Annotated in this window: 26 protein-coding genes and 1 pseudogene; 17 read left to right on the top strand and 10 right to left on the bottom strand. The window is 53.2% G+C overall.

All coding sequences use genetic code 11. The annotated features are described in order from the left end of the window. Positions 1-110 precede the first annotated feature (110 nt). A complete protein-coding gene (locus CWM66_RS05770; protein WP_071920464.1) occupies positions 111-1,535 on the top strand; it encodes a M20 family metallopeptidase in 1,425 nt (474 codons plus the stop codon). Further along, positions 1,532-2,806, top strand: coding sequence for an MFS transporter (locus tag CWM66_RS05765; protein WP_107146332.1), 1,275 nt, complete (start codon positions 1,532-1,534; stop codon positions 2,804-2,806). Before CWM66_RS05770 ends, CWM66_RS05765 begins: the two co-directional genes overlap by 4 nt. 1 nt (position 2,807) lies before the next feature. Here CWM66_RS05765 and CWM66_RS05760 read toward each other — a convergent pair whose 3' ends face one another. Further along, positions 2,808-3,281 (bottom strand): tetratricopeptide repeat protein, encoded by a 474-nt coding sequence (locus CWM66_RS05760; RefSeq protein WP_090397315.1) that lies wholly within the window; start codon positions 3,279-3,281, stop codon positions 2,808-2,810. 885 nt (positions 3,282-4,166) lie between these two features. Then, on the bottom strand, positions 4,167-4,964 hold the full coding sequence (locus CWM66_RS05755; RefSeq protein WP_035886018.1) for an IclR family transcriptional regulator: 798 nt from the start codon (positions 4,962-4,964) through the stop codon (positions 4,167-4,169). 245 nt (positions 4,965-5,209) lie between these two features. Here CWM66_RS05755 and yiaK point away from each other — a divergent pair, with 245 nt between their 5' ends. The 12 genes from yiaK (at position 5,210) to CWM66_RS05695 (ending at position 14,771) form a co-directional block, all read left to right on the top strand. Then, on the top strand, positions 5,210-6,208 hold the full coding sequence (yiaK, locus tag CWM66_RS05750) for a 3-dehydro-L-gulonate 2-dehydrogenase (RefSeq protein ID WP_090397312.1): 999 nt from the start codon (positions 5,210-5,212) through the stop codon (positions 6,206-6,208). 9 nt (positions 6,209-6,217) lie between these two features. After that, positions 6,218-6,685, top strand: a complete 468-nt coding sequence (locus CWM66_RS05745; protein WP_107146331.1) for a YhcH/YjgK/YiaL family protein — start codon at positions 6,218-6,220, stop codon at positions 6,683-6,685. Positions 6,686-6,709: 24 nt separating this feature from the next. Then, complete coding sequence (locus CWM66_RS05740; protein ID WP_107146330.1) at positions 6,710-7,639, top strand: DUF4862 family protein; 930 nt, start codon at positions 6,710-6,712, stop codon at positions 7,637-7,639. Positions 7,640-7,691: 52 nt separating this feature from the next. After that, positions 7,692-9,011: an MFS transporter gene (locus CWM66_RS05735; protein WP_072438392.1), complete on the top strand. Its 1,320-nt coding sequence runs from the start codon at positions 7,692-7,694 to the stop codon at positions 9,009-9,011. Positions 9,012-9,067: 56 nt separating this feature from the next. Beyond that, positions 9,068-10,573: an FGGY-family carbohydrate kinase gene (locus tag CWM66_RS05730; RefSeq protein ID WP_107146466.1), complete on the top strand. Its 1,506-nt coding sequence runs from the start codon at positions 9,068-9,070 to the stop codon at positions 10,571-10,573. After that, positions 10,570-11,226 (top strand): 3-keto-L-gulonate-6-phosphate decarboxylase UlaD, encoded by a 657-nt coding sequence (gene ulaD / locus CWM66_RS05725; protein ID WP_007373806.1) that lies wholly within the window; start codon positions 10,570-10,572, stop codon positions 11,224-11,226. The genes CWM66_RS05730 and ulaD overlap by 4 nt, the downstream gene beginning before the upstream one ends. Then, on the top strand, positions 11,226-12,086 hold the full coding sequence (locus CWM66_RS05720) for an L-ribulose-5-phosphate 3-epimerase (protein ID WP_007373807.1): 861 nt from the start codon (positions 11,226-11,228) through the stop codon (positions 12,084-12,086). The genes ulaD and CWM66_RS05720 overlap by 1 nt, the downstream gene beginning before the upstream one ends. Then, positions 12,080-12,775 (top strand): L-ribulose-5-phosphate 4-epimerase, encoded by a 696-nt coding sequence (araD, locus tag CWM66_RS05715; RefSeq protein WP_007373808.1) that lies wholly within the window; start codon positions 12,080-12,082, stop codon positions 12,773-12,775. Before CWM66_RS05720 ends, araD begins: the two co-directional genes overlap by 7 nt. Before the next feature lie 215 nt (positions 12,776-12,990). Next, on the top strand, positions 12,991-13,188 hold the full coding sequence (locus tag CWM66_RS05710; protein WP_007373809.1) for a hypothetical protein: 198 nt from the start codon (positions 12,991-12,993) through the stop codon (positions 13,186-13,188). 2 nt (positions 13,189-13,190) lie between these two features. Then, positions 13,191-13,964, top strand: coding sequence for a hypothetical protein (locus CWM66_RS05705; RefSeq protein ID WP_007373810.1), 774 nt, complete (start codon positions 13,191-13,193; stop codon positions 13,962-13,964). A gap of 229 nt (positions 13,965-14,193) precedes the next feature. Next, positions 14,194-14,511: an SdpI family protein gene (locus tag CWM66_RS05700; protein ID WP_107146329.1), complete on the top strand. Its 318-nt coding sequence runs from the start codon at positions 14,194-14,196 to the stop codon at positions 14,509-14,511. Next, on the top strand, positions 14,508-14,771 hold the full coding sequence (locus CWM66_RS05695; RefSeq protein WP_007373812.1) for a MafI family immunity protein: 264 nt from the start codon (positions 14,508-14,510) through the stop codon (positions 14,769-14,771). The genes CWM66_RS05700 and CWM66_RS05695 overlap by 4 nt, the downstream gene beginning before the upstream one ends. An 84-nt stretch (positions 14,772-14,855) precedes the next feature. On the opposite strand, the gene CWM66_RS05690 is transcribed toward CWM66_RS05695, so the two are convergent. Both CWM66_RS05690 and CWM66_RS05685 read right to left on the bottom strand, forming a co-directional pair. Beyond that, positions 14,856-16,394 carry a methyl-accepting chemotaxis protein gene (locus CWM66_RS05690; protein ID WP_107146328.1) on the bottom strand — a complete coding sequence of 513 codons (1,539 nt, stop codon included), beginning with the start codon at positions 16,392-16,394 and terminating at the stop codon, positions 14,856-14,858. Between the two features lie 429 nt (positions 16,395-16,823). Continuing rightward, complete coding sequence (locus CWM66_RS05685) at positions 16,824-17,396, bottom strand: DUF1349 domain-containing protein (RefSeq protein WP_107146327.1); 573 nt, start codon at positions 17,394-17,396, stop codon at positions 16,824-16,826. Between the two features lie 250 nt (positions 17,397-17,646). Here CWM66_RS05685 and CWM66_RS05680 point away from each other — a divergent pair. Then, positions 17,647-17,873, top strand: a pseudogene (locus CWM66_RS05680) (helix-turn-helix domain-containing protein). Between the two features lie 33 nt (positions 17,874-17,906). On the opposite strand, the gene CWM66_RS05675 reads toward CWM66_RS05680, so the two are convergent. The 3 genes from CWM66_RS05675 to CWM66_RS05665 form a co-directional block, all read right to left on the bottom strand. Next, a complete protein-coding gene (locus CWM66_RS05675; RefSeq protein ID WP_071920472.1) occupies positions 17,907-18,428 on the bottom strand; it encodes an N-acetyltransferase in 522 nt (173 codons plus the stop codon). 3 nt (positions 18,429-18,431) lie between these two features. Then, positions 18,432-18,701 (bottom strand): DUF1778 domain-containing protein, encoded by a 270-nt coding sequence (locus CWM66_RS05670; protein WP_107146326.1) that lies wholly within the window; start codon positions 18,699-18,701, stop codon positions 18,432-18,434. A 205-nt stretch (positions 18,702-18,906) separates the two neighbouring features. Then, complete coding sequence (locus tag CWM66_RS05665; RefSeq protein WP_107146325.1) at positions 18,907-19,224, bottom strand: hypothetical protein; 318 nt, start codon at positions 19,222-19,224, stop codon at positions 18,907-18,909. Between the two features lie 242 nt (positions 19,225-19,466). Here CWM66_RS05665 and CWM66_RS29055 point away from each other — a divergent pair, with 242 nt between their 5' ends. Beyond that, complete coding sequence (locus CWM66_RS29055) at positions 19,467-19,640, top strand: hypothetical protein (RefSeq protein WP_167287342.1); 174 nt, start codon at positions 19,467-19,469, stop codon at positions 19,638-19,640. Positions 19,641-19,738: 98 nt separating this feature from the next. Next, a complete protein-coding gene (locus tag CWM66_RS05660; RefSeq protein WP_007373819.1) occupies positions 19,739-20,566 on the top strand; it encodes a hypothetical protein in 828 nt (275 codons plus the stop codon). 134 nt (positions 20,567-20,700) lie between these two features. On the opposite strand, the gene CWM66_RS05655 is transcribed toward CWM66_RS05660, so the two are convergent. The 3 genes from CWM66_RS05655 to CWM66_RS05645 are packed head-to-tail and all read right to left on the bottom strand — an operon-like array spanning position 20,701 to position 22,540. Further along, complete coding sequence (locus tag CWM66_RS05655) at positions 20,701-21,243, bottom strand: acireductone dioxygenase (protein WP_007373820.1); 543 nt, start codon at positions 21,241-21,243, stop codon at positions 20,701-20,703. Then, on the bottom strand, positions 21,240-21,929 hold the full coding sequence (gene mtnC / locus CWM66_RS05650) for an acireductone synthase (protein WP_007373821.1): 690 nt from the start codon (positions 21,927-21,929) through the stop codon (positions 21,240-21,242). Before mtnC ends, CWM66_RS05655 begins: the two co-directional genes overlap by 4 nt. Next, positions 21,926-22,540 (bottom strand): methylthioribulose 1-phosphate dehydratase, encoded by a 615-nt coding sequence (locus CWM66_RS05645; RefSeq protein ID WP_035886003.1) that lies wholly within the window; start codon positions 22,538-22,540, stop codon positions 21,926-21,928. The genes mtnC and CWM66_RS05645 overlap by 4 nt, the downstream gene beginning before the upstream one ends. Between the last annotated feature and the right edge of the window lie 73 nt (positions 22,541-22,613).

The raw sequence follows: 22,613 nt of genomic DNA, 5'->3' as shown, positions 1-22,613 counted from the left end.
ACGCTAAGTTGCAATTATTATTATTGTGGCAACGCTCTGTTCTGGTTTAGAACAAAAAGACAACAACAGATATTTGCGCCATCGGCAGCAAATCAGACAGGGCAAACAACATGACAACACAACAAATTATTGCGCATGCGCTGGCGTGGTTTGATAGCGGCCACTTCAAAGAGACGCTTGCCGCACGCGTGGCGATCCCCAGTGAGAGCCAGCGCACCGATCGCGACGAAGCATTACGTCGTTACTACGACGAGGCGTTTATTCCGGCGTTTCACGAAATGGGCTTTCAAACCGAGATCATCGCGAATCCGGTGAACGCCGCGCGGCCATTTTTGCTTGCCAGCTATCAGGAAGATCCCGCCTTGCCGACGGTGATGTGCTACGGCCACGGCGATGTGGTGTTTGGCGATGATGCACGCTGGGCCGAAGGGCTTTCGCCATGGACGTTGACCGAGCGCGATGGCAACTGGTATGGGCGTGGTACGGCGGATAACAAAGGCCAGCACTCGGTGAATCTGGCGGCGCTGGCGCAGGTGTATCACGCGCGTAACGGGCGTCTGGGTTTTAACTGCGTCTGGCTGTGCGAGATGGGTGAAGAGATGAGCTCGCCGGGGCTGGCGGAGGTGTGCAAGCAGTTAAAAACGCGCCTTAACGCCGACCTGTTTATCGCCTCTGATGGCCCGCGCCTGAGCGCCGATCGCCCGACGCTGTTTCTTGGCTCGCGCGGTTGCGCCAACTTCCGTCTGACCATTCATGCCCGCGCCAAAGATTACCACTCCGGTAACTGGGGCGGTTTGCTGAGCAACCCCGGAACGCAACTGGCGAACGCCATCGCCAGCCTGGTGGACGGCAAAGGCGAAATCCAGATTGCCGCGCTGAAACCACCCGCGCTGACAGCGGAACTGAAAGCGATCCTCGCGGATATCACGCCTGCGAGCGGTAAAAACGATCCGGCGACCGATGCAAACTGGGGTGAGCCGGGCTTAACTGCTGCCGAGAAATTGTTTGGCTGGAACACGCTGGAAGTGCTGTCGTTTCTCACCGGCAACCCGGCGCAGCCGATGAACGCTATTCCCGGCCACGCGACGGCGGTCTGCCAGCTACGTTTTGTTGTTGGCACTGACTGGCAACAACTGGAACATGTGCTGCGCGCGCATCTCGATGCGCACGGCTTTTCGATGGTCACCCTCAGTGAAGTGCGTGGTACACCAGCAACCCGCTTTGACCCGACCGATCCGCTGGTACACTGGGTGCTGGAGGCGATGGCGGAGACCAGCGCCAACAAACCGGCGCTGCTGCCAAACCTCGGCGGCTCCTTGCCCAACGATGTGTTCGCCGGGATTTTAGGTCTGCCGACGCTGTGGGTGCCGCACTCTTATCCGGCCTGTGGCCAGCATGCGCCGGATGAGCATCTGCCGGTCGCCATCGCCCGCGAAGGGCTGGCGATCATGACGCGTTTATTCTGGGATTTAGGCGAGCAGGGCGCAGAGCTGCTGGCGCGCCACCGTTTACATCAGGCCGGAGGTGCGCAATGAGTACGTTGGCTCGAGAAATGGATCAGGGCGGTACCCGTCCGAGCCTCTATAAAACTCTTTTCGCTACCTGTATTGGCAACGCGCTGGAGTGGTTTGATATTGCGGTTTACGGCTTTTTTGCCAGCTATATCGCCCATGTCTTTTTCCCGACCGCTAACCCGACAGTATCACTGCTGCTGGCCTTTGGCAGCTTTGGCGTCGCCTTTCTGATCCGCCCGCTGGGCGCGATTGTGCTGGGGTCGTATGCCGACAAACACGGGCGCAAAGCGTCGCTGCTGCTGTCGATCAATTTGATGATGCTCGGCGTCGCGATGATCACGTTTATGCCCGGCTATGCCACGCTGGGCGTTGCCGCACCGCTGTTGATTCTGGTCGCACGGTTGATTCAGGGCTTTTCGGCGGGCGGTGAGTTTGGCAGTTCGACGGCGTTTCTGGTGGAACACTTTCCCGAACGCAAAGCTTTTATCGCCAGCTGGCAGTTTGCCACGCAGGGCGCGAGCACGTTGCTGGCCTCCGCGTTTGGTCTGGGGCTGGCGCAGTGGCTGACAACGGAGCAGTTGCAGGAGTGGGGCTGGCGAATTCCGTTTGCCTTTGGCCTGCTGATTGGCCCGGTCGGGCTGTGGATCCGCCGTCATGTTCATGAACCGGCAGCCTACGCTCAGGCAGAAAAACCTGCCCATCCGGTGAAACTGCTGCTCGGCGCGCAGAAGCGACTGGTGCTGCTGGCGATTGGCCTGATGGTGGTTTCGACGGCGATCAACTATATGCTCAACTACGTGCCGACGTGGGCGACGAAAAGCCTGGGTTTGCCGCCGTCCTCCGCGTATAGCGCCACGCTGCTGGCCGGGGTGATCCTGACAGTGGTAACGCCAATTGGCGGCCTGCTGGCTGAACGTGTTGGTCGCGTGAAGTTGCTGTGGGTCGCACTGGTGCTGATGGCGTTCACGCTACTGCCCGCTTTCTGGCTGACCAGCCTGAACGTCACGCCGCTGTCACTGGCCTTGTTGGTAGGCTGGATGGCGCTGCTGAAATCGATTTACTTCTCGACCATTCCGTCGCTGATGGCCGATATCTTCCCGGTATCGACCCGCGCCAGCGGCATGTCGATCAGCTATAACGTGGCGGTAACGGTGTTTGGCGGTTTCGCACCGTTTATCTGTACGCTGTTGATCAGCGCCACTGGTAGCCACTTCGCTCCGGGGCTGTATCTGATGGTGACGGTATTCCTCAGCGTCATGGCGCTGTGGCAAGCGCAGAAACAGCATCGGTAGCTCAACCTTCAGGGCGTTGTGCGTATTCGCGCAGCGCTCTGGCGTAAGGCGCGGTGCGCGCATCCGGGTGCTGCGCAATACAGTTAAGCAGCAAGCTGACCGCCTGTTGATGTTCGCCGAGATTGTGCAGGCACAAAGCATACAATGGCCTTACCTCTGTAGCCTGCGGCCAGTGGGTAAGGATCTCTTCAAACAGGATTTTCGCCTGCGCGTACTGCCCCAGGCAGCGCAGTGTTGAGGCCAGGCCAAAGCGGGCTTCAAATTCATCTTCGCCTGTCAGCCCAGCTTCCAGTGCGGCACGGTACCACTGCTCTGCTTCCTGCTCATTACCTTCGTTATCATACGACCAGGCGATATTCAGCAACGCCAGCGCGCGTAGCGTCGGTTCCGCGACAAGCACTTTCAGCGCCTGGCGGCTTTGTTCGTACTCGCCCTGTTTTCGCAGCGTGATCGCTGCCTGTATTCTGTTATCCATCTCTTCCTTACCTGATAAGCCAACATGGCACAGCAAGCTCATCGTAATAAAGAATCAAGGAAAATCCTATATTTTTAAAAGCGCTGGTGAAGCCACTGGGTATGTTTTAATATTATTATTAATTAGTAGTGATAATGAAATTGCGCAGAGCTTAATTAGCGCATATTAATTATATTTTTTGTTTTTACTGACTCACACAGCAAACTAATCATCAAATTCTGGATTGCATTAATTTTAATTGCAATCATAGCTACTTTTGTCTTTTTTTATAAAAAAATATCAATGGATGTCGTTAAATTTATTGGCTTGTTTTATATCTAATTTATGTTCTTTTGCGCGGTGGTTGTGATCAGCTTTTTACCAGTGATGTTGTTGCCACCAACAATGACCCTCAAAAATTTAACCTGTTTGGGTTGATTGCGGCGCGGATACTGCATTTTTATTGCTAAACTGAAATTAACCCCCTCATTACTCACCATTCCGATGGTCGTGACAATCTTATGGCCTTTTCTGCTTCGGTTAATCCATTTTGCCAGAAATGGAAATAAAATTACTGGCGAAGAAAACAAAGAAACCGGCAACTTACCTGAAGTATCGGGTTATTACTGGCAGCTCGATGTTGCCTGCTAATATTTCCGTGGCAATATATCCGCGTATTAACCAGTTTTTATCTGCGGGTTAAGTGATGCCCATCTATGAGATATCTATTCGGTGGCAGTAACGTTAGCCATTTCCTGGAATTTTGTCGTGCTGACGCAACTGAACTACGGCGACAAAAAGCGCGGTGCTGAAGATGCACCTGCTGATGTTTGGCGCGTTACCAGGCATGGTGCGAAGGATCTTCTGACATTTGCCGGAAAGTCGTGGCTTTCCGGCGTCGTGCAATCAGGCTGTTTTTTCTTCGTAGCCCAGTTCCTGGGAAATCGCTCTGGCGGTATTTTTCAGCGCCGCAAGCAGACGTGCTTCACCTAACAATTCCAGCCGCGAGGTGGAGAGCGAAATGGAGACGGCGTATGGCACGCGGCCCTGAATATCGAACACTGGCACCGCGAGGCAGGAGACGCCTAACTCATTCTCTTCCCTGTCTTTTGCCCACTGCTGCGCACGAATTTCCTGCAACTCCTGCTGCATCACATCGAGCTTATCGATGGTGTAGCGGGTGAGCGGCTTGATCCTCTCCCGGTGGTTTGTCCAGTACTCGACAACATACTCCGGGCGGCCATAAGCCAGGTAGATTTTGCCCATCGCCGAGCAATACAGCTCCTGGTGCTGGCCGATATATGCCCGCGTTCTCAGCATGCCGGTGGTCGGCTCAAGTTTATAAATCAGGATCGCGTGATCATCTTCGCGGGTGGAGAAGTTGATGGTTTCACCGATCTCCAGGTTCAGCGCTTCAAGATGCGGCGCGGCAACATGAATGATGTTTAATGACGACAACGCCTTTTGCCCAATGGCGATGCATTTGGTGGTTAAACGGTAACTGCCTGCCGCCGGTGCGGGTTTGACATAGCCGCAGGATTGCAGCCCCTGCAACAGGCGGTGCACCGTACTTTTGTTCAACTGCGCCAGCTCAGAAAGATGCGCTAACGGGCATCCATTTGGGTAGTTACTCAGAATATCCAGCAGTTGTAATCCCCGAAACAGGCTTTGGCTACCCGACGGTTTCTCTTTTTCTTCTTGCATTGATGCGCTCTCGCTTCCTGCCACTTACGGACCCGTTAAATTTGCCAGCTTCAATACTAACGCAAAATGGAACGGGCCACACAAAATCGCGGTACGTTTGTAACTCATTGATAGTAATAAACTTGGAAATTTAAAGTGACGCGATGATCACATATCTGAATTTTACTATACGGAATGCTATTTCGTATTTTGAAATTCAGGGGTATAAAAAAAGCACAGATGTTCGATGCAATCAGGAGAAAAAAATGAAGGTAACCTTCGAAGAGCTGAAACACGCTTTCAAACGCGTGCTGCTTTCCCGCAAGGTGCGTGAAGAGACTGCCGATGCCTGTGCAGAAATGTTCGCCCGCACCACCGAATCCGGCGTTTATTCCCACGGCGTTAACCGCTTCCCGCGTTTTATTCAGCAACTGGATGCCGGCGACATCATTCCGGAGGCGCAGGCTAAGCGCATCGCCAATCTTGGCGCGATTGAACAGTGGGATGCACAGCGCTCGATTGGCAATCTGACGGCGAAAAAGATGATGGATCGCGCTATCGAACTGGCGTCGGATCACGGCATTGGCCTGGTGGCGGTGCGTAACGCCAACCACTGGATGCGCGGCGGCAGTTATGGCTGGCAGGCGGCGGAGAGAGGTTATATCGGTATCTGCTGGACCAACTCCATCGCCGTGATGCCGCCGTGGGGCGCAAAAGAGTGCCGTATCGGCACTAACCCGCTGATCGTCGCCATTCCCTCCACGCCGATCACCATGGTGGATATGTCGATGTCGATGTTTTCCTACGGCATGCTGGAAGTGAACCGGCTGGCCGGGCGCAAGCTCCCGGTGGATGGCGGCTTCGATGATGACGGCAACCTGACGAAAGAGCCGGGCGTGATTGAGAAAAACCGTCGCATCCTGCCGATGGGTTACTGGAAAGGTTCTGGCCTGTCGATTGTGCTGGATATGATTGCCACGCTGCTTTCTGATGGCGCATCTGTCGCGGAAGTGACGGAGGATAACAGCGATGAATACGGTATTTCGCAAGTCTTTATCGCCATTGAAGTCGATAAGCTGATAGACGGCGCTTCGCGCGATGCCAAGCTGCAACGCATTATGGATTACATCACCACCGCGGAACGCGCTGATGAAAATGCGCCGGTTCGCCTGCCGGGCCACGAGTTTACTCGCCTGCTGGAAGAGAACCGTCACAATGGCATCACCGTGGATGACAGCGTGTGGGCCAAAATCCAGGCGCTGTAAGGAGGAACGATGATCTTCGGCCATATTTCACAGCCCAATCCCTGCCGCTTACCGGCAGCGATTGAAACCGCGCTGGAATTTCTGCGCACCACCGATTTCCGCACCCTGCAACCTGGTGTAGTGGAAATTGACGGGCGCACGGTCTTTGCGCAGATTCTTGACCTGACCACCCAGCCCAGGGAGCAGCAGAAACCGGAAGTTCACCGCCGCTATCTGGATATTCAGTTTCTGGCGTGGGGCGAAGAAGAGATCGGTATCGCGATTGACCGCGGAAATAACGTTATTCAGGAAGAACTGCTGGCCCAGCGCGATATTATTTATTACCAGGACAGTGAAAACGAATCCTTTTTTGAAATGGTCCCAGGCAGCTACGCGATATTTTTCCCGCAGGATGTTCATCGTCCGGCCTGTAATAAACATCGCGCAACGGCTATTCGTAAAATTGTTGTGAAGGTGGCGATTTCTGCATTGAATTAATTCGCCACTGAGTAGGAGCGAAATATGAATAATAATGCCGGTTATATTATCGGTGCGTATCCCTGCGCGCCGTCGTTTCACCAACAGGGTGAAGAGCAGGAACGGGATTTCTGGCGGCAACTGGCGGATACGCCGCACATTGCCGGGCTGGAACAGCCTTGTCTGGAGAATCTGCACCCGCTTGGCGATGAGTGGCTGCTGAAACACACGCCGGGCGAGTGGCAGATAGTGGTGACAGCGGTGATGGAAACCATGCGTCGCCGCGCGTCGAACGGCGGTTTTGGCCTCGCCTCCAGCGATGAACAACAGCGCCGCGCCTGCGTTGATTATTACCGCCATCTGCATAACAAAATCCGCGCGGTCAATGCCCGTTTTCCCGGCAAAATCATCGCGCTGGAGATGCAGGCCGCGCCGCTGGCGGGTAATGCCAGCGTGGAACAGGCTACCGACGCATTTGCCCGATCAATCGCGGAAATTGCCCGCTGGGACTGGGATTGCGAGCTGGTGCTCGAACATTGCGATGCAATGAACCAGCCCGCGCCGCGTAAGGGCTTTTTGCCGCTGGAAAATGTACTGGAAACGCTGGCGGGCGTGGAGATTGGCGTGTGCATTAACTGGGCGCGTTCGGCCATTGAAGGGCGCAATACGACACTACCGCTCAGCCATACGCAACGGGCGCAACAGGCCGGAAAATTGCGCGGCTTGATGTTCTCCGGCACCACGCAGCAGGGCGCTTATGGTGAATGGCAGGATTTGCACGCGCCATTTGCTCCGTTTTGCGCCGAGAGTTTATTAACAGTCGATCGTGCCAGCGCGTTATTTAACGCCACGGCAAACGATAATTTATTATTCAGCGGCATTAAATTACTGGAAATTGATGCCAGGGCCAGTATTGACCATCGTGTCGCGATATTACGCGACGGCATTAACGCATTAAATAAAGCCAGACAATAAATACAACAAACTCTGTCATCGCATACCTGTTACTTTTAACGAGATGCTAATTATGAATACATCCTCTTACTCTACACCTGCGGATATTCCGCATCAGCGCTGGTTAAGAATAATTCCCCCGATTCTTATCGCTTGCATTATTTCCTATATGGACCGCGTGAATATCGCGTTTGCCATGCCCGGCGGGATGGATCAGGAACTCGGTATTACCGCGTCGATGGCCGGTCTCGCCGGGGGAATTTTCTTTATCGGTTATCTCTTCTTGCAGGTGCCTGGCGGCAAAATTGCCGTGCACGGTAGCGGCAAGAAATTTATCGGCTGGTCACTGGTAGCCTGGGCGGTGATCTCGGTACTGACCGGGTTGGTTACCAACCAGTATCAGTTACTGGCACTGCGCTTTTTACTCGGCGTGGCGGAAGGCGGCATGCTGCCGGTGGTGCTGACGATGATCAGCAACTGGTTCCCGGATGCGGAACGTGGCCGCGCCAACGCGATTGTGATCATGTTTGTGCCGATTGCCGGTATCGTCACTGCGCCGCTCTCCGGCTGGATCATTACCGCGCTGGACTGGCGCTGGCTGTTTATCATCGAAGGGCTGCTCTCCATTGTGGTGCTGGTGCTGTGGGCGATGACTATCTATGACCGTCCGCAGGAAGCGCGCTGGATCTCGGAGACCGAGAAAAAATATCTGGTTGAGACGCTGGCAGCAGAGCAGCGCGCCATTGCCGGGAAAGAGGTGAAGAACGCCTCGCTGAGCGCCGTGCTCTCCGACAGAACTATGTGGCAACTGATTGCGCTCAACTTCTTCTACCAGACCGGCATCTACGGCTACACCCTGTGGCTGCCCACCATTCTGAAAGAACTTACTCACAGCACCATGGGGCAGGTGGGCATGCTGGCCATTCTGCCGTACATCGGCGCAATTGCCGGGATGTTTATCTTCTCTTCCCTCTCTGACCGTACCGGTAAACGCAAGCTGTTTGTCTCGTTGCCACTGGTGGGGTTTGCACTGTGCATGTTCTTGTCGGTGGCGCTGAAAGAGAGCATCTGGCTCTCCTATACGGCGCTGGTTGGCTGCGGCTTCTTTCTGCAATCGGCGGCGGGCGTGTTCTGGACCATTCCGGCGCGGCTGTTCAGCGCGGAAATGGCCGGTGGCGCGCGCGGCGTGATTAACGCACTGGGTAACCTCGGCGGTTTCTGCGGCCCGTATGCGGTGGGTGTGCTGATCAACCTCTACAGCAAAGATGCCGGGGTCTATTGCCTGGCGATTTCCCTGGCGCTCGCCGCGCTGATGGCACTGCTGCTGCCAGCGAAATGCGATGCGGGAAACGCAGCCGTTAACCCGCTCGGCGCACGCAAACGCGAAGCCTGACCGCGATGCCCGGTGCTTACCGGGCAATCAGCGGCAATAACAACGAGAGCATAAAGATGAGTGAAAAAGAGACCTTCTGGTTGGGTATCGATTGTGGCGGTACTTATCTGAAAGCCGGTTTATATGACAGCCAGGGCCGGGAGCACGGCATTGAGCGCCAGCCATTGAAAACGCTCAGCCCGCAACCAGGCTATGCCGAGCGCGATATGCACGCGCTGTGGACGACGTGTGCCGAAACGATTTCCCGCCTGCTAAAACAGACCCACACACCAGGGAAACTTATTCGCGGCGTGGGGATTTCGGCACAGGGAAAAGGATTATTTCTGCTCGATAAAAACGACCAGCCATTGGGAACGGCGATCTTGTCCTCCGATCGCCGGGCCCTGGATATTGTCCGCCGCTGGCAGCAGGATGGTATTCCGCAAAAACTCTATCCGCTTACCCGCCAGACGTTATGGACCGGGCACCCGGTTTCGCTGCTGCGTTGGATGAAGGAGAACGAACCACACCGTTATGCACAGATTGGCTGCGTGATGATGGGGCACGACTATTTACGCTGGTGCCTGACCGGTCGCAAAGGCTGCGAAGAGAGCAATATCTCCGAATCCAATCTCTACAACATGGAAAGCCAGCGCTACGACGCACGATTGTCGCAGTGGCTGGGTATTCAGGAAATTGACGCCGCGCTGCCGCCGATTGTCCGCTGCGCCGAAATTTGCGGGGAAATCACCACTCAGGCAGCCGCCATAACCGGTCTGGCGGCGGGTACGCCCGTCGTTGGCGGTCTGTTTGATGTGGTTTCCACCGCACTCTGCGCCGGATTGCAGGATGAGCAGCGGCTCAATGCGGTAATGGGAACATGGGCGGTGACCAGCGGTATTGCCAACGGGCTTCGCGATCACGAAGCGCATCCTTATGTTTACGGTCGCTACGTCAATGACAGCCAGTACATCGTGCATGAAGCCAGCCCGACTTCCTCTGGCAATCTTGAGTGGCTCACCGCTCAGTGGGGAGACATCTCTTTCGACGAGATCAACCAGGCGGTGGCCAGTCTGCCGAAAGCAGGCAGCGAGCTGTTCTTCCTGCCGTTTCTCTACGGCAGCAACGCCGGGCTGGAGATGACCAGCGGCTTTTACGGCATGCAGGCGCTGCACACCCGCGCACATCTGTTGCAGGCGGTGTATGAAGGCGTGGTGTTCTGCCATATGACTCACCTCAATCGCATGCGGGAACGCTTTACCGCGGTGCGTGCGTTGCGGGTCACTGGCGGCCCGGCGCACTCCGAAGTGTGGATGCAGATGCTGGCGGATGTCAGCGGCTTAGCGGTGGAGTTACCGCAGGTGGAAGAGACCGGCTGCTTCGGCGCGGCGCTGGCGGCGCTGGTTGGCACCGGCGTATTCCGCGATTTTCACCACGCGCAGCAAACGCTGAAGCATGACATTCGCACGCTCACTCCCGATATGGCCGCGCACGCCGCCTACCAGCGCAAATACGCGAATTACCAGTTTTTGATTGAAGCACTACAGGGCTTTCACGCCCGCATTAAGGAGCAGACGTTATGAGCCGACCATTACTGCAACTGGCGCTCGACCATACCAGCCTTGCGGCTGCCCGGCGCGATGTGGCGTTATTACAGGATCACGTGGACATCGTCGAAGCCGGCACCATTTTGTGCCTTAGCGAGGGGCTAAACGCCGTACGCGCCCTGCGTGCGCAGTGCCCGGAGAAGATTATCGTTGCCGACTGGAAAGTGGCCGATGCCGGAGAAACACTGGCGCAACAGGCGTTGGGCGCGGGCGCGAACTGGATGACCATTATCTGCGCTGCGCCGCTGGCGACCATTGAGAAAGGCCACGCCGTGGCGCAGGCGCATAACGGCGAAATTCAGATCGAACTGTTCGGCAACTGGACGTTTGATGATGCCCGAGACTGGTACCGCATTGGCGTGCGTCAGGCGATTTACCACCGTGGACGCGATGCGCAGGCCAGCGGCCAGCAGTGGGGTGAGGCCGATCTGGCGCGGATGAAAGCGCTGTCGGATATCGGCCTTGAACTGTCGGTGACTGGTGGCCTGCAGCCTGCCGATCTGCCGCTGTTTAAAGATATTAACGTCAAAGCCTTTATTGCCGGGCGTGCGCTTTCCGGCGCGGCGGATCCGGCACAGACCGCGAGCGATTTCCACGCGCAAATTCGCGCCATCTGGGGAGATAACTAATGCGTACGCATCCGTTAGGCATCTATGAAAAAGCGCTGGCGAAAGAGCTGAGCTGGCCGGAGAGGCTGGTGCTGGCGAAAAGCTGCGGTTTCGATTTTGTCGAAATGTCAGTGGATGAAACCGATGAGCGCTTATCACGGCTGGAGTGGAGCACTGCGCAGCGGGCATCGCTGGTGGAAGCGATGCTGGAAACCGGCGTGGCAATTCCTTCGATGTGCCTCTCTGCGCACCGGCGTTTTCCGTTTGGCAGCCGCGATGAAGCGGTGCGCGAGCGGGCGCGCGACATCATGCGCAAAGCGATTCGTCTGGCGCGCGATCTGGGTATTCGCACCATTCAGCTTGCCGGTTACGACGTCTATTACGAAGAGCATGACGAAGGCACGCAGCAGCGTTTTGCCGAAGGGCTGGCGTGGGCGGTGGAACAGGCCGCCGCCGCGCAAGTGATGCTGGCGGTCGAGATCATGGATACCGCCTTTATGAACTCGATCAGTAAGTGGAAAAAGTGGGATGAGATGCTCGCGTCGCCGTGGTTCAGCGTCTATCCGGATGTCGGCAACCTCAGCGCGTGGGGCAACGATGTCAGTGCCGAACTGTCGCTGGGTATCGACCGTATTGCCGCCATTCACCTGAAAGACACACAGCCGGTGACTGATGACAGCCCCGGCCAGTTTCGTGATGTGCCGTTTGGTGAAGGCTGCGTCGACTTTGTCGGCGTGTTCCGCACGCTGCAACAACTGAACTACCGCGGCGCATTTTTGATTGAGATGTGGACCGAAAAAGCCAAAGAGCCGGTGCTGGAGATTATTCAGGCGCGGCGCTGGATTGAAGCGCGTATGCAGGAAGGAGGATTCGCATGTTAGAACAACTGAAAGCCGAGGTGCTGGCCGCCAACCTGGCGCTGCCCGCTCATCATCTGGTGACCTTTACCTGGGGCAATGTCAGCGCCGTGGACGACACGCGCACGTTGATGGTGATCAAACCGTCCGGCGTGGAATATGAGGTGATGACTGCCGACGATATGGTAGTGGTGGAGATTGCCAGCGGGCGCGTGGTGGAGGGGAGCAAAAAACCGTCGTCCGATACGCCGACGCACCTGGCGTTGTACCGCCGTTTCCCGCAGATTGGCGGCATTGTGCATACGCATTCGCGCCATGCCACTATCTGGTCGCAGGCCGGGTTGGATCTGCCCGCATGGGGCACCACGCACGCCGATTACTTCTATGGCGCTATTCCCTGTACGCGGCTGATGACCGAAGAGGAGATCAACGGCGAATATGAGTATGAAACCGGGGAAGTGATCATCAAAACCTTTGAACAGCGCGATATTGACCCGATGCAGATCCCGGCGGTGCTGGTGCATTCGCACGGCCCGTTTGCGTGGGGCAAAAACGCGGCGGATGCAGTGCATAACGCGGTGGTGCTGGAGGAGTGCGCTTACATGGGGCTGTTCTCACGCCAACTGTCCCCGCAGCTTGCGGATATGCAGCAGGCATTGATGGACAAACACTATCTGCGTAAGCACGGTTCGCACGCCTATTACGGCCAGTAAATGGCAGACCGGAGGGGAGCGTCCTCCGGTTTTTTATTTCAAAAAGCGGCTATTGAATTTGCACCCCTACTTCGCACATCGGCGATGTTAATCCGCTATTCATGGCGTAAGCGTCCGGCGCACTGCTGGTCATTCATCACGCCCTATTTGCTTCTGTTCGGATAAAAAAACACATAATCCGCAGTCGGTTTCTATACTGACTGCGGAGGTGATGAATGAAAAAAATGTTGTATTCGTTGTTTGCCAGTCCCGATCGGTTATTGCAGGTGATGAGCCATAGCGAGATCCAGGATTCGATTGAAGATGGCGATCGTATTGTTGTTGATGCCGACGGTAATACCTCGGTGAATATTCACTGTCAGCAGGTGCAGGACGATTTTAAACGTCATGTTGACGCATTGAAGAGGGCGTAAATATGGGAACCGCCATCTTCATGGTATTAATGGTTTGCGGCTACTGGTATACCTCGCACGATCTCTCCACGCGCTTTAAATTCAAACGTAGCTTCGGCTGGGATGTCTATTTTCTGGTGGCGCTTTATGGCTGCGTTTTTGTCCTGCAGGGCATTCTGGCCACGGCGCTGCTATGGCTGTGTCTGTTAATCGCTTCCACCGTGATGAACCAACTGCCTGCGGAATTTGGCGCCGAACAGCATCACTTGCACATGAGTTTTATGAACTGGAGCTTTTTAGGCATTCAGGCGCCGGTGGTGATTATGCTGGCTTTTGCCGTTCTGTTTTGTCTCTGGCGATCAAACTGGTCCGGCAGCGCGCGGCTGGACAGCTCCGGGCGTCGTGAACTGTATAAACACCTGTCACGCGCCAACGGCGTGGAAGGGCTGATTTATCAATGTATGGAAACGGGCGATCTGGCGTGGATAACGCTTAAGTCGCAGCGCATTTACATCGGTATGATCCACACTGCTACGTTTGACAGCGGCGATGCGAACAACATTGTGCTGATCCCGATGTTGAGCGGCTATCGCGATGAAAAGACGCTGGATCTGCATGTCGAGCACAACTACAGCGCGTGGTACGCCGAACACAATATCGAGCTGGCTTCCGGGCCGCGCCCGGCGCTGGATTTCCGCAAAGTGCTGCTGTTATCGCAGGTTGAGAGCCTATCGCTGTTTGACCCGGCGCAGGTGCTGGCAATGGGGATTCATCGCCAGCGGGAACAGCAAGCGTAACCCGGTTTGCCGGATAATCGCGCCATCCGGCAACGCCTTTCTTGCACAGTAGTCGATCTGCTACTGTCGGCTGCAGTGACAGCCGTGCGTGTTGTGAAATTCACCCACCAGGATTTGTGGGTTCTTATTTCGTCATCCAGGGCGCAATGTCCCGACCTGGGGATATTAAGGGTTTTATCCCTTTGTCGGGATAACGATAAAAGCCCGCAATGGGAAAGGAGCTTCACCCATGAACGAGACCTTTGTTTACCTGAGTATCGGTTGCCTGGTTCTGATGGCGCTGGCGTGGCAGCGCATTAAACCGAACCGTTTTTACGGTGTGCGCACGGCGCTTACGCTGCGTGATGAAGCGGCCTGGTATCGGGCGAACCGCGTATTTGGTGTGACGATGTTATTTTGCGGCGCAGCGTTTTTTCTGCTCTCGGTGCTGCTCGGCAACTGGCGCGAGAGGGGGAGCCAGGCTATCAGTGTTGTATTGTTTTTGATTGCGGTGTCGGTTCCGGCGTTAGCGGCACTGGTGACGAATAAAGGCGGAGAAGTGCGATGATGGATGTAAGAGTGAAAGCCTTTGGCGCGCGCTTTTTCGGGCGTGTGGACGCTGAAAGGCTGCAATTTGCCATCGATTATGTGGATTACAACGAAAGCGGGCTGGCTTTTGAAACGATCTGCGATTACCTCATTGAAGCGGATGCTCCCCTCAGCGAAGAAGAGTACCGGCTGGCGGAAGAACTGTACCGCGATATGGAAATGAAATGGGGCGGCAGTTGCCTGAAATACTTGCAGGTGCTGGTGGCTTCGCGACAATAAAGTAACCCGATCTTCTGCACTGCTGTTACCCCGTATTCTGAGTACAACCGGCCGGGTAAGCGCGAGCGCCACCCGGCATTTCGGCTACAACCTGAACGCATTCACATCATTCAGCAGCTTCCCGGCCTGATGGCTGAGCGAATTGGCGGCGGTAGCCATCTGTTCGACCATTGCGGCGTTCTGTTGCAGGTTACCTTCCATCTGGCTGACGGCAATATTCACCTGCTCAATACCGTGGCTCTGCTCGCTGGATGAGTTATTCACCTGATTAATCAGCAATGTGGTTTCATCCACTGCACCCAGCGCATTATTCATCCGCGTAGTAACGCTGGAGGCATAGCTGACCCCTTCACTGACATTCTTAATCGCTTCATCGATCAGCCCGCGAATATCCCGTGCCGCAACGGATGAGCGGTGCGACAGCGAACGCACTTCGCCCGCCACAACGGCAAAGCCTTTACCCTGTTCGCCCGCGCGGGCAGCTTCCACTGCCGCATTGAGCGCCAGAATGTTGGTCTGGAAAGCTATGCTGTCAATAATGTCGGTGATTTCAGAGATCTTCGCCGATGAAGCGGAAATATCATCGATCGATTTTTGCAGGGAACTCAGTTCGCGATGACTTTCGTTCATCATCGTCTGCAGACGGCCAATAAAGGCATTCGCCTCCTGTGCGTTGTCCTTATTGTGTTTCACCGTCGCTGAAAGCTGGTTCATACTGGCGGCAGTCTGTTCCAGCGAGGACGCCTGTGATTCTGTGCGTGAAGAGAGATCGTCGTTGCTTTTGGCGATTTCACTGGCGGCGGTATCGACTTCACTGCTGGCCTCTTTCACGCTACTCAATACATTGCGGATTTTTTCCATCAGGCCATTAAAACTCGCCGCAGTCGCGCCCAGTTCATCTTTTTTATCGAGATCCACTTTCAGGGTTAAATCCAGTGATTCGCTAATAGTGCCCATACTGGTTTGTAGGTTTTTCAATCCTTTATTCAGATAGCCAAGAATGAGTGAGGCAAATACGGCAATCAGTACTAATAAAAAGATAATCGTTGAAATTAATAACCAGAACGTATTCTGATACTGCGTATGGTTATTAGCCGCATATTCCTTAGCGATATTATAATTGCGTTTCAACATTTCCGTGATATTCGCACTTAATGCAACGGAAGCATTTGCTGTAACTCCGCCATCCGACACCATCTGCCGTGCCGCATCGATGCCGTCACGGTGATAAACGCCTGTCATTGATTCTACTTTCTGCGCGTAAGCATCAAAGGATTGTTGCGTGCTGGCCAATTGTTGGGCATCAGTATCATCACTGATTAAATTCGCTTTGTAATATTCAAATATCTCTTTGGTTTTATTCAACTCCTCTTTCGCCTGCGCCATATGTTTAGTAAAAACGGCTTCATCATTAATCAGCAATGACATCAGAATTTGCCGCCTTCCCTCTTCGCGATGCTGTAGTGCCTCGCTGAGTTTACTGATACTGGGCAGGCTATTATCAATAACATAATCAAAGCGTTCTTGTGCTTTGTCTAATGCGCGAATACTCAAACCGCCGAGCAGAAGCATGGCGATAAAGGTAATGGCAAAAACAAATAGCAGTTTTTTTAAAATAGTCATAACGGCCTCAGGTACATTCCATTTCCAGGGGTAACGTTATTTTTATCGGCGACCAAAGGGAAATCTTCATGGTTAAAAAATAAAAAATCGCTTTTGTTATCTTCCCGGTTAGCGAATAAAAAAGCCATGTAATACAAGGGTTAAATGTGCAGTGGAGTATTTTTCTGCATCGCCTGTATAATATATTTTCGTGATTTTGATTTCTTGTAATAAATATATTCTACATCTTTACATATTACTAACAACCCAATGTAGCGTTACTGAAATATAATTAAGGTGCAGTATAAAAATAATGATTAACGCTACCTGATTATCCATCGGCAGGTAATGCGCTGAGTGCTTTTTAGAGAAGCGTGTTACCGGCCAGCTACGTTATTCAGGGAAACCGGACTGGCCGGATTTTGTGAGCAGAGAAGGCGGGGCAAAACATTAGCTGAGATCGTGAAGATCTTTCTCCAGCAGCGGCGTTAACGCCATTTCAGTAAAACTCACTGCCAGCCCGCTTCGCTCCGGCGTGCAACACATCACGCCGACCGCACAGCGCGGATGGGGAAAATGGCACAGCCGCAGCAGCGGCCAGACGCGTCCGTCGGTGGAGTATTGCAGGCGCAATGCATCGCCTTTGCGGCTCAGCCGCAACCAGAAATCTCCCGCATCGCCGTTGAAAATACCGGTTGCCCAGTCCGAAAAGCCCTGCGTTAGCACGCTGCCGATGGCCGGCGCACCGTCATTAAACTCTATCCCGGCTTTTAACCAGTTCTGATCATCCGCCACCAACAGCACGCCCGCCTGATCATACAGCGCGGAAAAAGGCGCCTGAATTCGCACCTGAAAAGTGAAATCGCCCGTTACATCATGCACATAACCGTGGCCGCTGAAGCGTTCAAACCCGTACCAGGTTTTGCGCCAGAAATCGGTGTTGCCATCGGTGAGCACCTCGACTTTGCCCTGCGCTTCGCGCCACTGCTGCGGTTCATTGATCCAGTAAAAATCGCCCGACATGTTTCGCTCCTTTTGTCTGTTGGCTTAAGGAGTGTTGCTGGTGGCGGGGGAGATTGCCAGTGAGTTGCGCAGCGTATTCTGCGGGGATCACACCTTTTGGTAGAAAGGCATTGCGAGAAACGATTAGCTACCGTAAATACGCAGAAAGCGCCGCGGTAAAAACAGAGGCCTCTCTGACTGGTTGTTTCATTTGGGGTAAAAGGTGCTCATGAAAATGAGATTTCGCAATAGTGAAAAAAGAGTGGAGCAAATGGCATCCGTCTATTCAGAAGAGTACCAGCGTGTGAGCATCGCGCTCAAAAAAGCCCGTAAAGAACGAGGCATTACTCAGGCGCAACTTTCCGAAGCGCTTGGTCGCCCGCAATCTTTTATCGCCAAAATTGAGAGTGGTGAAAGAAGGTTAGATGTGGTTGAGTTGTGCATCTGGCGAGATTGGTGGGCCTGGAGCCAGGGGATATATTGCAGGGGATACGTTAACGAACGGCGTTACCCACTGCCGCTGGAGATAGCTTACTCTTCGAACAGGCGTTCAATAGACTTTGTTGGATAGAACAGTGAATGCTGGTTGCCATCGGCTAACGGAATGAAGCCCAGCTTTTCATAGAATTTTTTGGCGTTGCCAGTGAGTGCTTCGACAAATAATCCATATACGCCGATGGTAAGTGAGGCGGTGTAAACCACCCTCATAGCATGAGCCACCAGGATTTCTCCCCAGCCGTTTCCCTGGAGTGATTTATCAATAGCGAGCCGACCTAATATGACGCAGGGGACATTGTGATAAGGCACCTTTTTTTGCTGCGTTTTCGTGGGCAGTTGTTCTTTCTCGAAACTGCCGCCAGACAAGGTGTAATAGCCTAAAATGCGCGGCCTGGGCGTTTTCGTCACAAGGAGCCAGGCACGTAAAATTTTGCCATCATGCTGGCGTTTGAGATGGTTGGTTAAAAAAGCGTTGAGCGATACCTCACCACAATCAAAACCTCCTGTTTCATACTCTGTCTCTCCTGAGAACATCTCAATGGTCAGGTTGTCCACGATTCACTCCATGTTTTGCAGACGTTTTGCGGCGCGTTTAAGTTTGTCATTCGGTGCTGGTGGGTTTTCGATAGCATCCATAACCCTGGTCCATGATTCTTCGCTGAGAATCAGGCGACGGTGCTGTTCAATCACTTCCGCGGCGCGTTCAGAAGCGCTGTTAACCAGAAATTGTGTGACCGTCTGATTGGTCATTGCCGCCGCTTCTTCGATCATTTTCTTATCCTCATCCGTTAGTCGCAGATCTATGCGCTGTTTTTTCAGTGCGGGCATAGCGGTTCTCTCCCCGGCTGCCTGAATTTATACAGACCAGCCAATAATCTTTATCAGGTTATGTACGGTTAAAATCCGTACATAACGATAAGATCGGACAGCGCGAATTGCAACTCAAACCGGGTATCTGTCGCAAGGGATGTGAAATGAAAAACCGTGCAGGCTCCCAAAAACGTTGACTGCGCGCCGTGGGAGCCATGTCGGGTTAGAGCAGATAATCCTCTGCGATAATTTTTCGTTCAGTGATTTGATGAAGTTCCATCAACGCCGGGAGCAGAGATGCGGCGGATTTTAACCCGTGGCCTAACTGACACAGGCTTTCGCGGGAAAACTCCAGCACGTCGCTGTCTGCAAATGAGACGAAGGTTTTTCCCAGAAAGTGCAGACCATGGCAAAGCCCGGCGATGTGTTCTTCACAACCGTTCGCCAGTTGAAAAGTCTCTTCCGCACTAAGCTGCGAGAGATCCAGTTTTCGGAAAATATCGCGCAGTTCAGAGGAGAGGATATCGGTGTCAGGCAGCATTGCGCACCTCCTGTAAAGCAGAACGGCGGGAAAGGGAATGGCAAACAAAAGCGTTAGCAGAGAAGGGGTTGGGCTTTAAATATCCGTACGTGGTACCATTGGCAACAGCCATACATTACCTCCAGTAATGATGTGGTTAGACGCCTCGACAGTGTTCCCGCACTTCGGGGCGTTGCTTTTTAAATTCACTACATTGGTGTACATTGAACACCAGCATGTAAAATATACAGGAGTGGCAACCAATGTCAACCAAAGACAACCAAAAAGAAAGGCACGTTGTGCAACTCCGTCTGGATGCTGATCTATCAGAAAGACTGGCTATCGCAATGAAAGAAGACGGCGACGATAACAAAGCGGGGTGGATTAAGCGGCTGTTGCGCAGGGAATTGGATAAGCGTGGGATAGGCTCTAAATAAATGTAGTTTACTTATTCATTGAATTGATTAATAAGGAACGAAATCTAGTTATTGGATAGGGTTGATATACATTATATATTTCTTATGTCGAGGTTCAGATGTTAATCGAACAAGCCTTTCATAATCTTCCGGAAATATTATTAGGTTCGGGTTACTCTCGCCAAGAATATGCGAGAGGTTTCGAGGCTAGCATAGTTAGTGCATTCTCACTGGCAATACTACAAGAGTTAAATGGAAGGAACGCTCCTAACCCTATTTCTTTTTTAATGGCAGAAAAAAGATATTCAGAATTAAGAAGAAATATAAGGGCAGATCTTCATGTGAATTTATCAAAATTGTTCACGGGTTCTGAAGATTATGCCAAATTTGGTTTCAGATTTAGTAATTGGATAGAAGCAAAATATTTTAGGAAGACTAAAGGATCAATCCCTTACACCCAGAATAGAGGCTTGGTGGTCGCGGATCTAATTCGGCTGATTGGCTTGATTCCACGAGAGGAAAAAGATGGGCTTACACGAACGGGACGATATTTCCTTCACGTTTATCAAGGTAATCCACTGAGTTATCTCCATTCTTCAGTAAAGACTGCGCCACCTGAAAGAAAATGGGTTGACCAAATTCTTAGACACGGGTATCAAAGTATATCTGACCTTGAATTAGGCACAGAAAAGAAGTCTTTCTTCACTCACTTCCCAAAAAGTTTAGCAAATGCTGCTATATCGTTGGATGTCACAAATTATAAATTGAATCAACTTCAGGATCAGGACAACAGTTCTTATACATTGATATTAACAAGAATAGAATCAGCCAAAATACTATGGAATAATAAGGTCTTAACTCTGACAGGGGACAGAAAGCTTGAGTGTGATGAATTTGAAAATTTTCGCGATGTTCTATCTGAAAAGTTGAAACCGCAAAAAGATTAAAAGAAAATAATTATGCACTATAAATGGAATTTTATTAAAACACGATGATAGCTAAGTCATTCATTATTATGAAGCCGCTGATTGGATTCGGAAACGATATTTTTGAAGGGGATAATATATCCCCTATGTAAAAACTACGCCAGGCGCGGATACCCTTGCGCAATATCACTCCCGGTAAACTGCGCGATCCAGCCTTCGGGATTATCGAAAATACGGATGGCGGTGAAGTTCGGCTCTGAGCCCATATCAAACCAGTGCGGGGTGCCGGCGGGTACGGAAATCAGGTCGTTCTTCTCGCACAGCACCTGGTAGATCTCGCTGCCGATGTGCAGACAGAACAGGCCCGCGCCTTCAACGAAGAAGCGGACTTCATCTTCACCGTGGGTGTGTTCGTTGAGGAATTTGGCGCGCATCGCCTCTTTTTGCGGGTTGTCGGCGCGCAGGCTGATCACATCCCAGCTCTGATAGCCTTTTTCGGCCACCAGTTTGTCGATGGCATGCTGGTAAGCGGTGATCACCGTCTCTGGCGTCGGGTTGGCGCCCAGATCGCGGTCCGCCTGCCAGCGTTCAAAACGCACGCCTTTGGCGTTTAGCTGCTGCTGAATTTCACTGGCCTCTGTGCTGTGCCACACCGGCGTGCTGGCATCTTTGTCGGTATAAATCGTCAGTGCGCTCATGAAGGGATCTGCTCCGGCTTAATGTTGCTGAAAGAGTTAACCTGGTAATGATGGCTGGCTGCGTCATCATCGCCGCGAATCAATTGCGTGGTGCGAAAACCTGCTGCTTCGGCGGCGTCCAGCTCCTGATGAATATCGGAGAGGAACAGAATGGAAGCGGGCGGCTGCCCGATTTGCGTAGCAATATTGCGGTACGACTGCACGTCCCGTTTCGCGCCGACCAGCGTGTCGAAATATCCGCTGAACAGATGAGTAATATCACCTTCGTCGCTGTAGCCAAATAACAGTTTTTGCGCCTCCACTGAGCCAGAGGAATATACATACAGATCAATGCCCTGTGCTTTCCATTTTTCCAGAGCAGGCAGCACATCCGGGTAGAGATGGCCTTTAAAATCGCCATTCACATAGCCGTCGCGCCAGATGATCCCCTGTAACGCCTTCAGCGCCGTCGATTTATGATCTTCATCCATAAAGGCAAACAGCACCTCGATCAGTTCGGCGGCGGTTGCCTCCGGTTGCGCCACTTCTTCACGCAGATTATTGAGGATGGTGCTGACCGGCTCTTTGTACTGCTCTGCGGTGACAAACCCGGCCAGACGCTCGCGGGCGTACGGGAACAGGACGTTGTGCACAAAGCGGATGTCACTGGTGGTGCCTTCAATATCGGTAACGATAGCGCGGATCATGGTCTCTCCAGCAGGCGACGCTGCATTTCGCATTCAAATAAAAATTCCAGCCCTTCCAGATGGCGACGAGCTTCGGCGACATCGCGCCCCCAGCAGGTCAGCCCGTGGCCGCGCAGCAGAAAACCATAGCGCAGCGGGTGCGTCTGCGCATAGTCGGCAATGCGTGCGGCCAGCGCGTCGATATCCTGATCGTTATCGAAAATCGCCACCGGCACGGTGTCGAGGTGCGTGGTCTGGCCGCTGAGGGATTTTTGCATTTCAAAGCCGTTCAGCAACAGGGCAGAGGATTTCTCCACCCGTGAGAGCACCGTAGCGTTCACCGTGTGCACATGCAGCACCGCGTTAGCTTGCGGGTAGAGGCGATAAATCAAAGTATGCAGGCCGGTTTCCGCCGAGGGTTTGCGGCCGGAGGGCGCGTGGTTATCGGCAATGGAAACCTGCAAAAAATCCGCTGTCGTCAGGCTGCCTTTGTCTTTGCCGGATTCGCTCAGCCAGCACCAGTCGGCGTCCTGGCGCACGGACATGTTACCGCCGGTGGCGGGCGCCCAGCCTTTCGCGCCGATCCAGTGGCAGGCGGCGACGAGTTGTTGGAGTTGCAGGTGGTCTGTCATAACCCTTCCTTATAAGGAATATTGTTATCGTATAGACGTCTAAGCGTCTTGATTGCCAAATACTAACATCGTG

The sequence above is a fragment of the Kosakonia sp. H7A genome, assembly GCF_003028445.1.
GTDB classification, from domain to species: Bacteria; Pseudomonadota; Gammaproteobacteria; order Enterobacterales; family Enterobacteriaceae; genus Kosakonia; species Kosakonia radicincitans.
The sequence above is the reverse complement of the archived record's forward strand: the minus strand, read 5'-3'. Positions and strand labels throughout refer to the sequence as shown.

Excerpts from the sequence above, each read along its gene's own strand:
- CWM66_RS05710 (WP_007373809.1), top strand. The coding sequence starts at position 12,991 with ATGAAAAAAATGTTGTATTCGTTGTTTGCCAGTCCCGATCGGTTATTG.
- CWM66_RS05770 (WP_071920464.1), top strand. The coding sequence starts at position 111 with ATGACAACACAACAAATTATTGCGCATGCGCTGGCGTGGTTTGATAGC.
- ulaD (WP_007373806.1), top strand. The coding sequence starts at position 10,570 with ATGAGCCGACCATTACTGCAACTGGCGCTCGACCATACCAGCCTTGCG.
- CWM66_RS05760 (WP_090397315.1), bottom strand. The coding sequence starts at position 3,281 with ATGGATAACAGAATACAGGCAGCGATCACGCTGCGAAAACAGGGCGAG.
- CWM66_RS05765 (WP_107146332.1), top strand. The coding sequence starts at position 1,532 with ATGAGTACGTTGGCTCGAGAAATGGATCAGGGCGGTACCCGTCCGAGC.
- CWM66_RS05655 (WP_007373820.1), bottom strand. The coding sequence starts at position 21,243 with ATGAGCGCACTGACGATTTATACCGACAAAGATGCCAGCACGCCGGTG.
- CWM66_RS05755 (WP_035886018.1), bottom strand. The coding sequence starts at position 4,964 with ATGCAAGAAGAAAAAGAGAAACCGTCGGGTAGCCAAAGCCTGTTTCGG.
- CWM66_RS05670 (WP_107146326.1), bottom strand. The coding sequence starts at position 18,701 with ATGCCCGCACTGAAAAAACAGCGCATAGATCTGCGACTAACGGATGAG.
- CWM66_RS05685 (WP_107146327.1), bottom strand. The coding sequence starts at position 17,396 with ATGTCGGGCGATTTTTACTGGATCAATGAACCGCAGCAGTGGCGCGAA.
- CWM66_RS05665 (WP_107146325.1), bottom strand. The coding sequence starts at position 19,224 with ATGCTGCCTGACACCGATATCCTCTCCTCTGAACTGCGCGATATTTTC.
- CWM66_RS05660 (WP_007373819.1), top strand. The coding sequence starts at position 19,739 with ATGTTAATCGAACAAGCCTTTCATAATCTTCCGGAAATATTATTAGGT.
- CWM66_RS05735 (WP_072438392.1), top strand. The coding sequence starts at position 7,692 with ATGAATACATCCTCTTACTCTACACCTGCGGATATTCCGCATCAGCGC.
- mtnC (WP_007373821.1), bottom strand. The coding sequence starts at position 21,929 with ATGATCCGCGCTATCGTTACCGATATTGAAGGCACCACCAGTGACATC.
- CWM66_RS05730 (WP_107146466.1), top strand. The coding sequence starts at position 9,068 with ATGAGTGAAAAAGAGACCTTCTGGTTGGGTATCGATTGTGGCGGTACT.
- CWM66_RS05690 (WP_107146328.1), bottom strand. The coding sequence starts at position 16,394 with ATGACTATTTTAAAAAAACTGCTATTTGTTTTTGCCATTACCTTTATC.
- CWM66_RS05720 (WP_007373807.1), top strand. The coding sequence starts at position 11,226 with ATGCGTACGCATCCGTTAGGCATCTATGAAAAAGCGCTGGCGAAAGAG.
- CWM66_RS05740 (WP_107146330.1), top strand. The coding sequence starts at position 6,710 with ATGAATAATAATGCCGGTTATATTATCGGTGCGTATCCCTGCGCGCCG.
- CWM66_RS29055 (WP_167287342.1), top strand. The coding sequence starts at position 19,467 with ATGTCAACCAAAGACAACCAAAAAGAAAGGCACGTTGTGCAACTCCGT.
- CWM66_RS05705 (WP_007373810.1), top strand. The coding sequence starts at position 13,191 with ATGGGAACCGCCATCTTCATGGTATTAATGGTTTGCGGCTACTGGTAT.
- CWM66_RS05700 (WP_107146329.1), top strand. The coding sequence starts at position 14,194 with ATGAACGAGACCTTTGTTTACCTGAGTATCGGTTGCCTGGTTCTGATG.
- yiaK (WP_090397312.1), top strand. The coding sequence starts at position 5,210 with ATGAAGGTAACCTTCGAAGAGCTGAAACACGCTTTCAAACGCGTGCTG.
- CWM66_RS05645 (WP_035886003.1), bottom strand. The coding sequence starts at position 22,540 with ATGACAGACCACCTGCAACTCCAACAACTCGTCGCCGCCTGCCACTGG.
- CWM66_RS05695 (WP_007373812.1), top strand. The coding sequence starts at position 14,508 with ATGATGGATGTAAGAGTGAAAGCCTTTGGCGCGCGCTTTTTCGGGCGT.
- CWM66_RS05745 (WP_107146331.1), top strand. The coding sequence starts at position 6,218 with ATGATCTTCGGCCATATTTCACAGCCCAATCCCTGCCGCTTACCGGCA.
- araD (WP_007373808.1), top strand. The coding sequence starts at position 12,080 with ATGTTAGAACAACTGAAAGCCGAGGTGCTGGCCGCCAACCTGGCGCTG.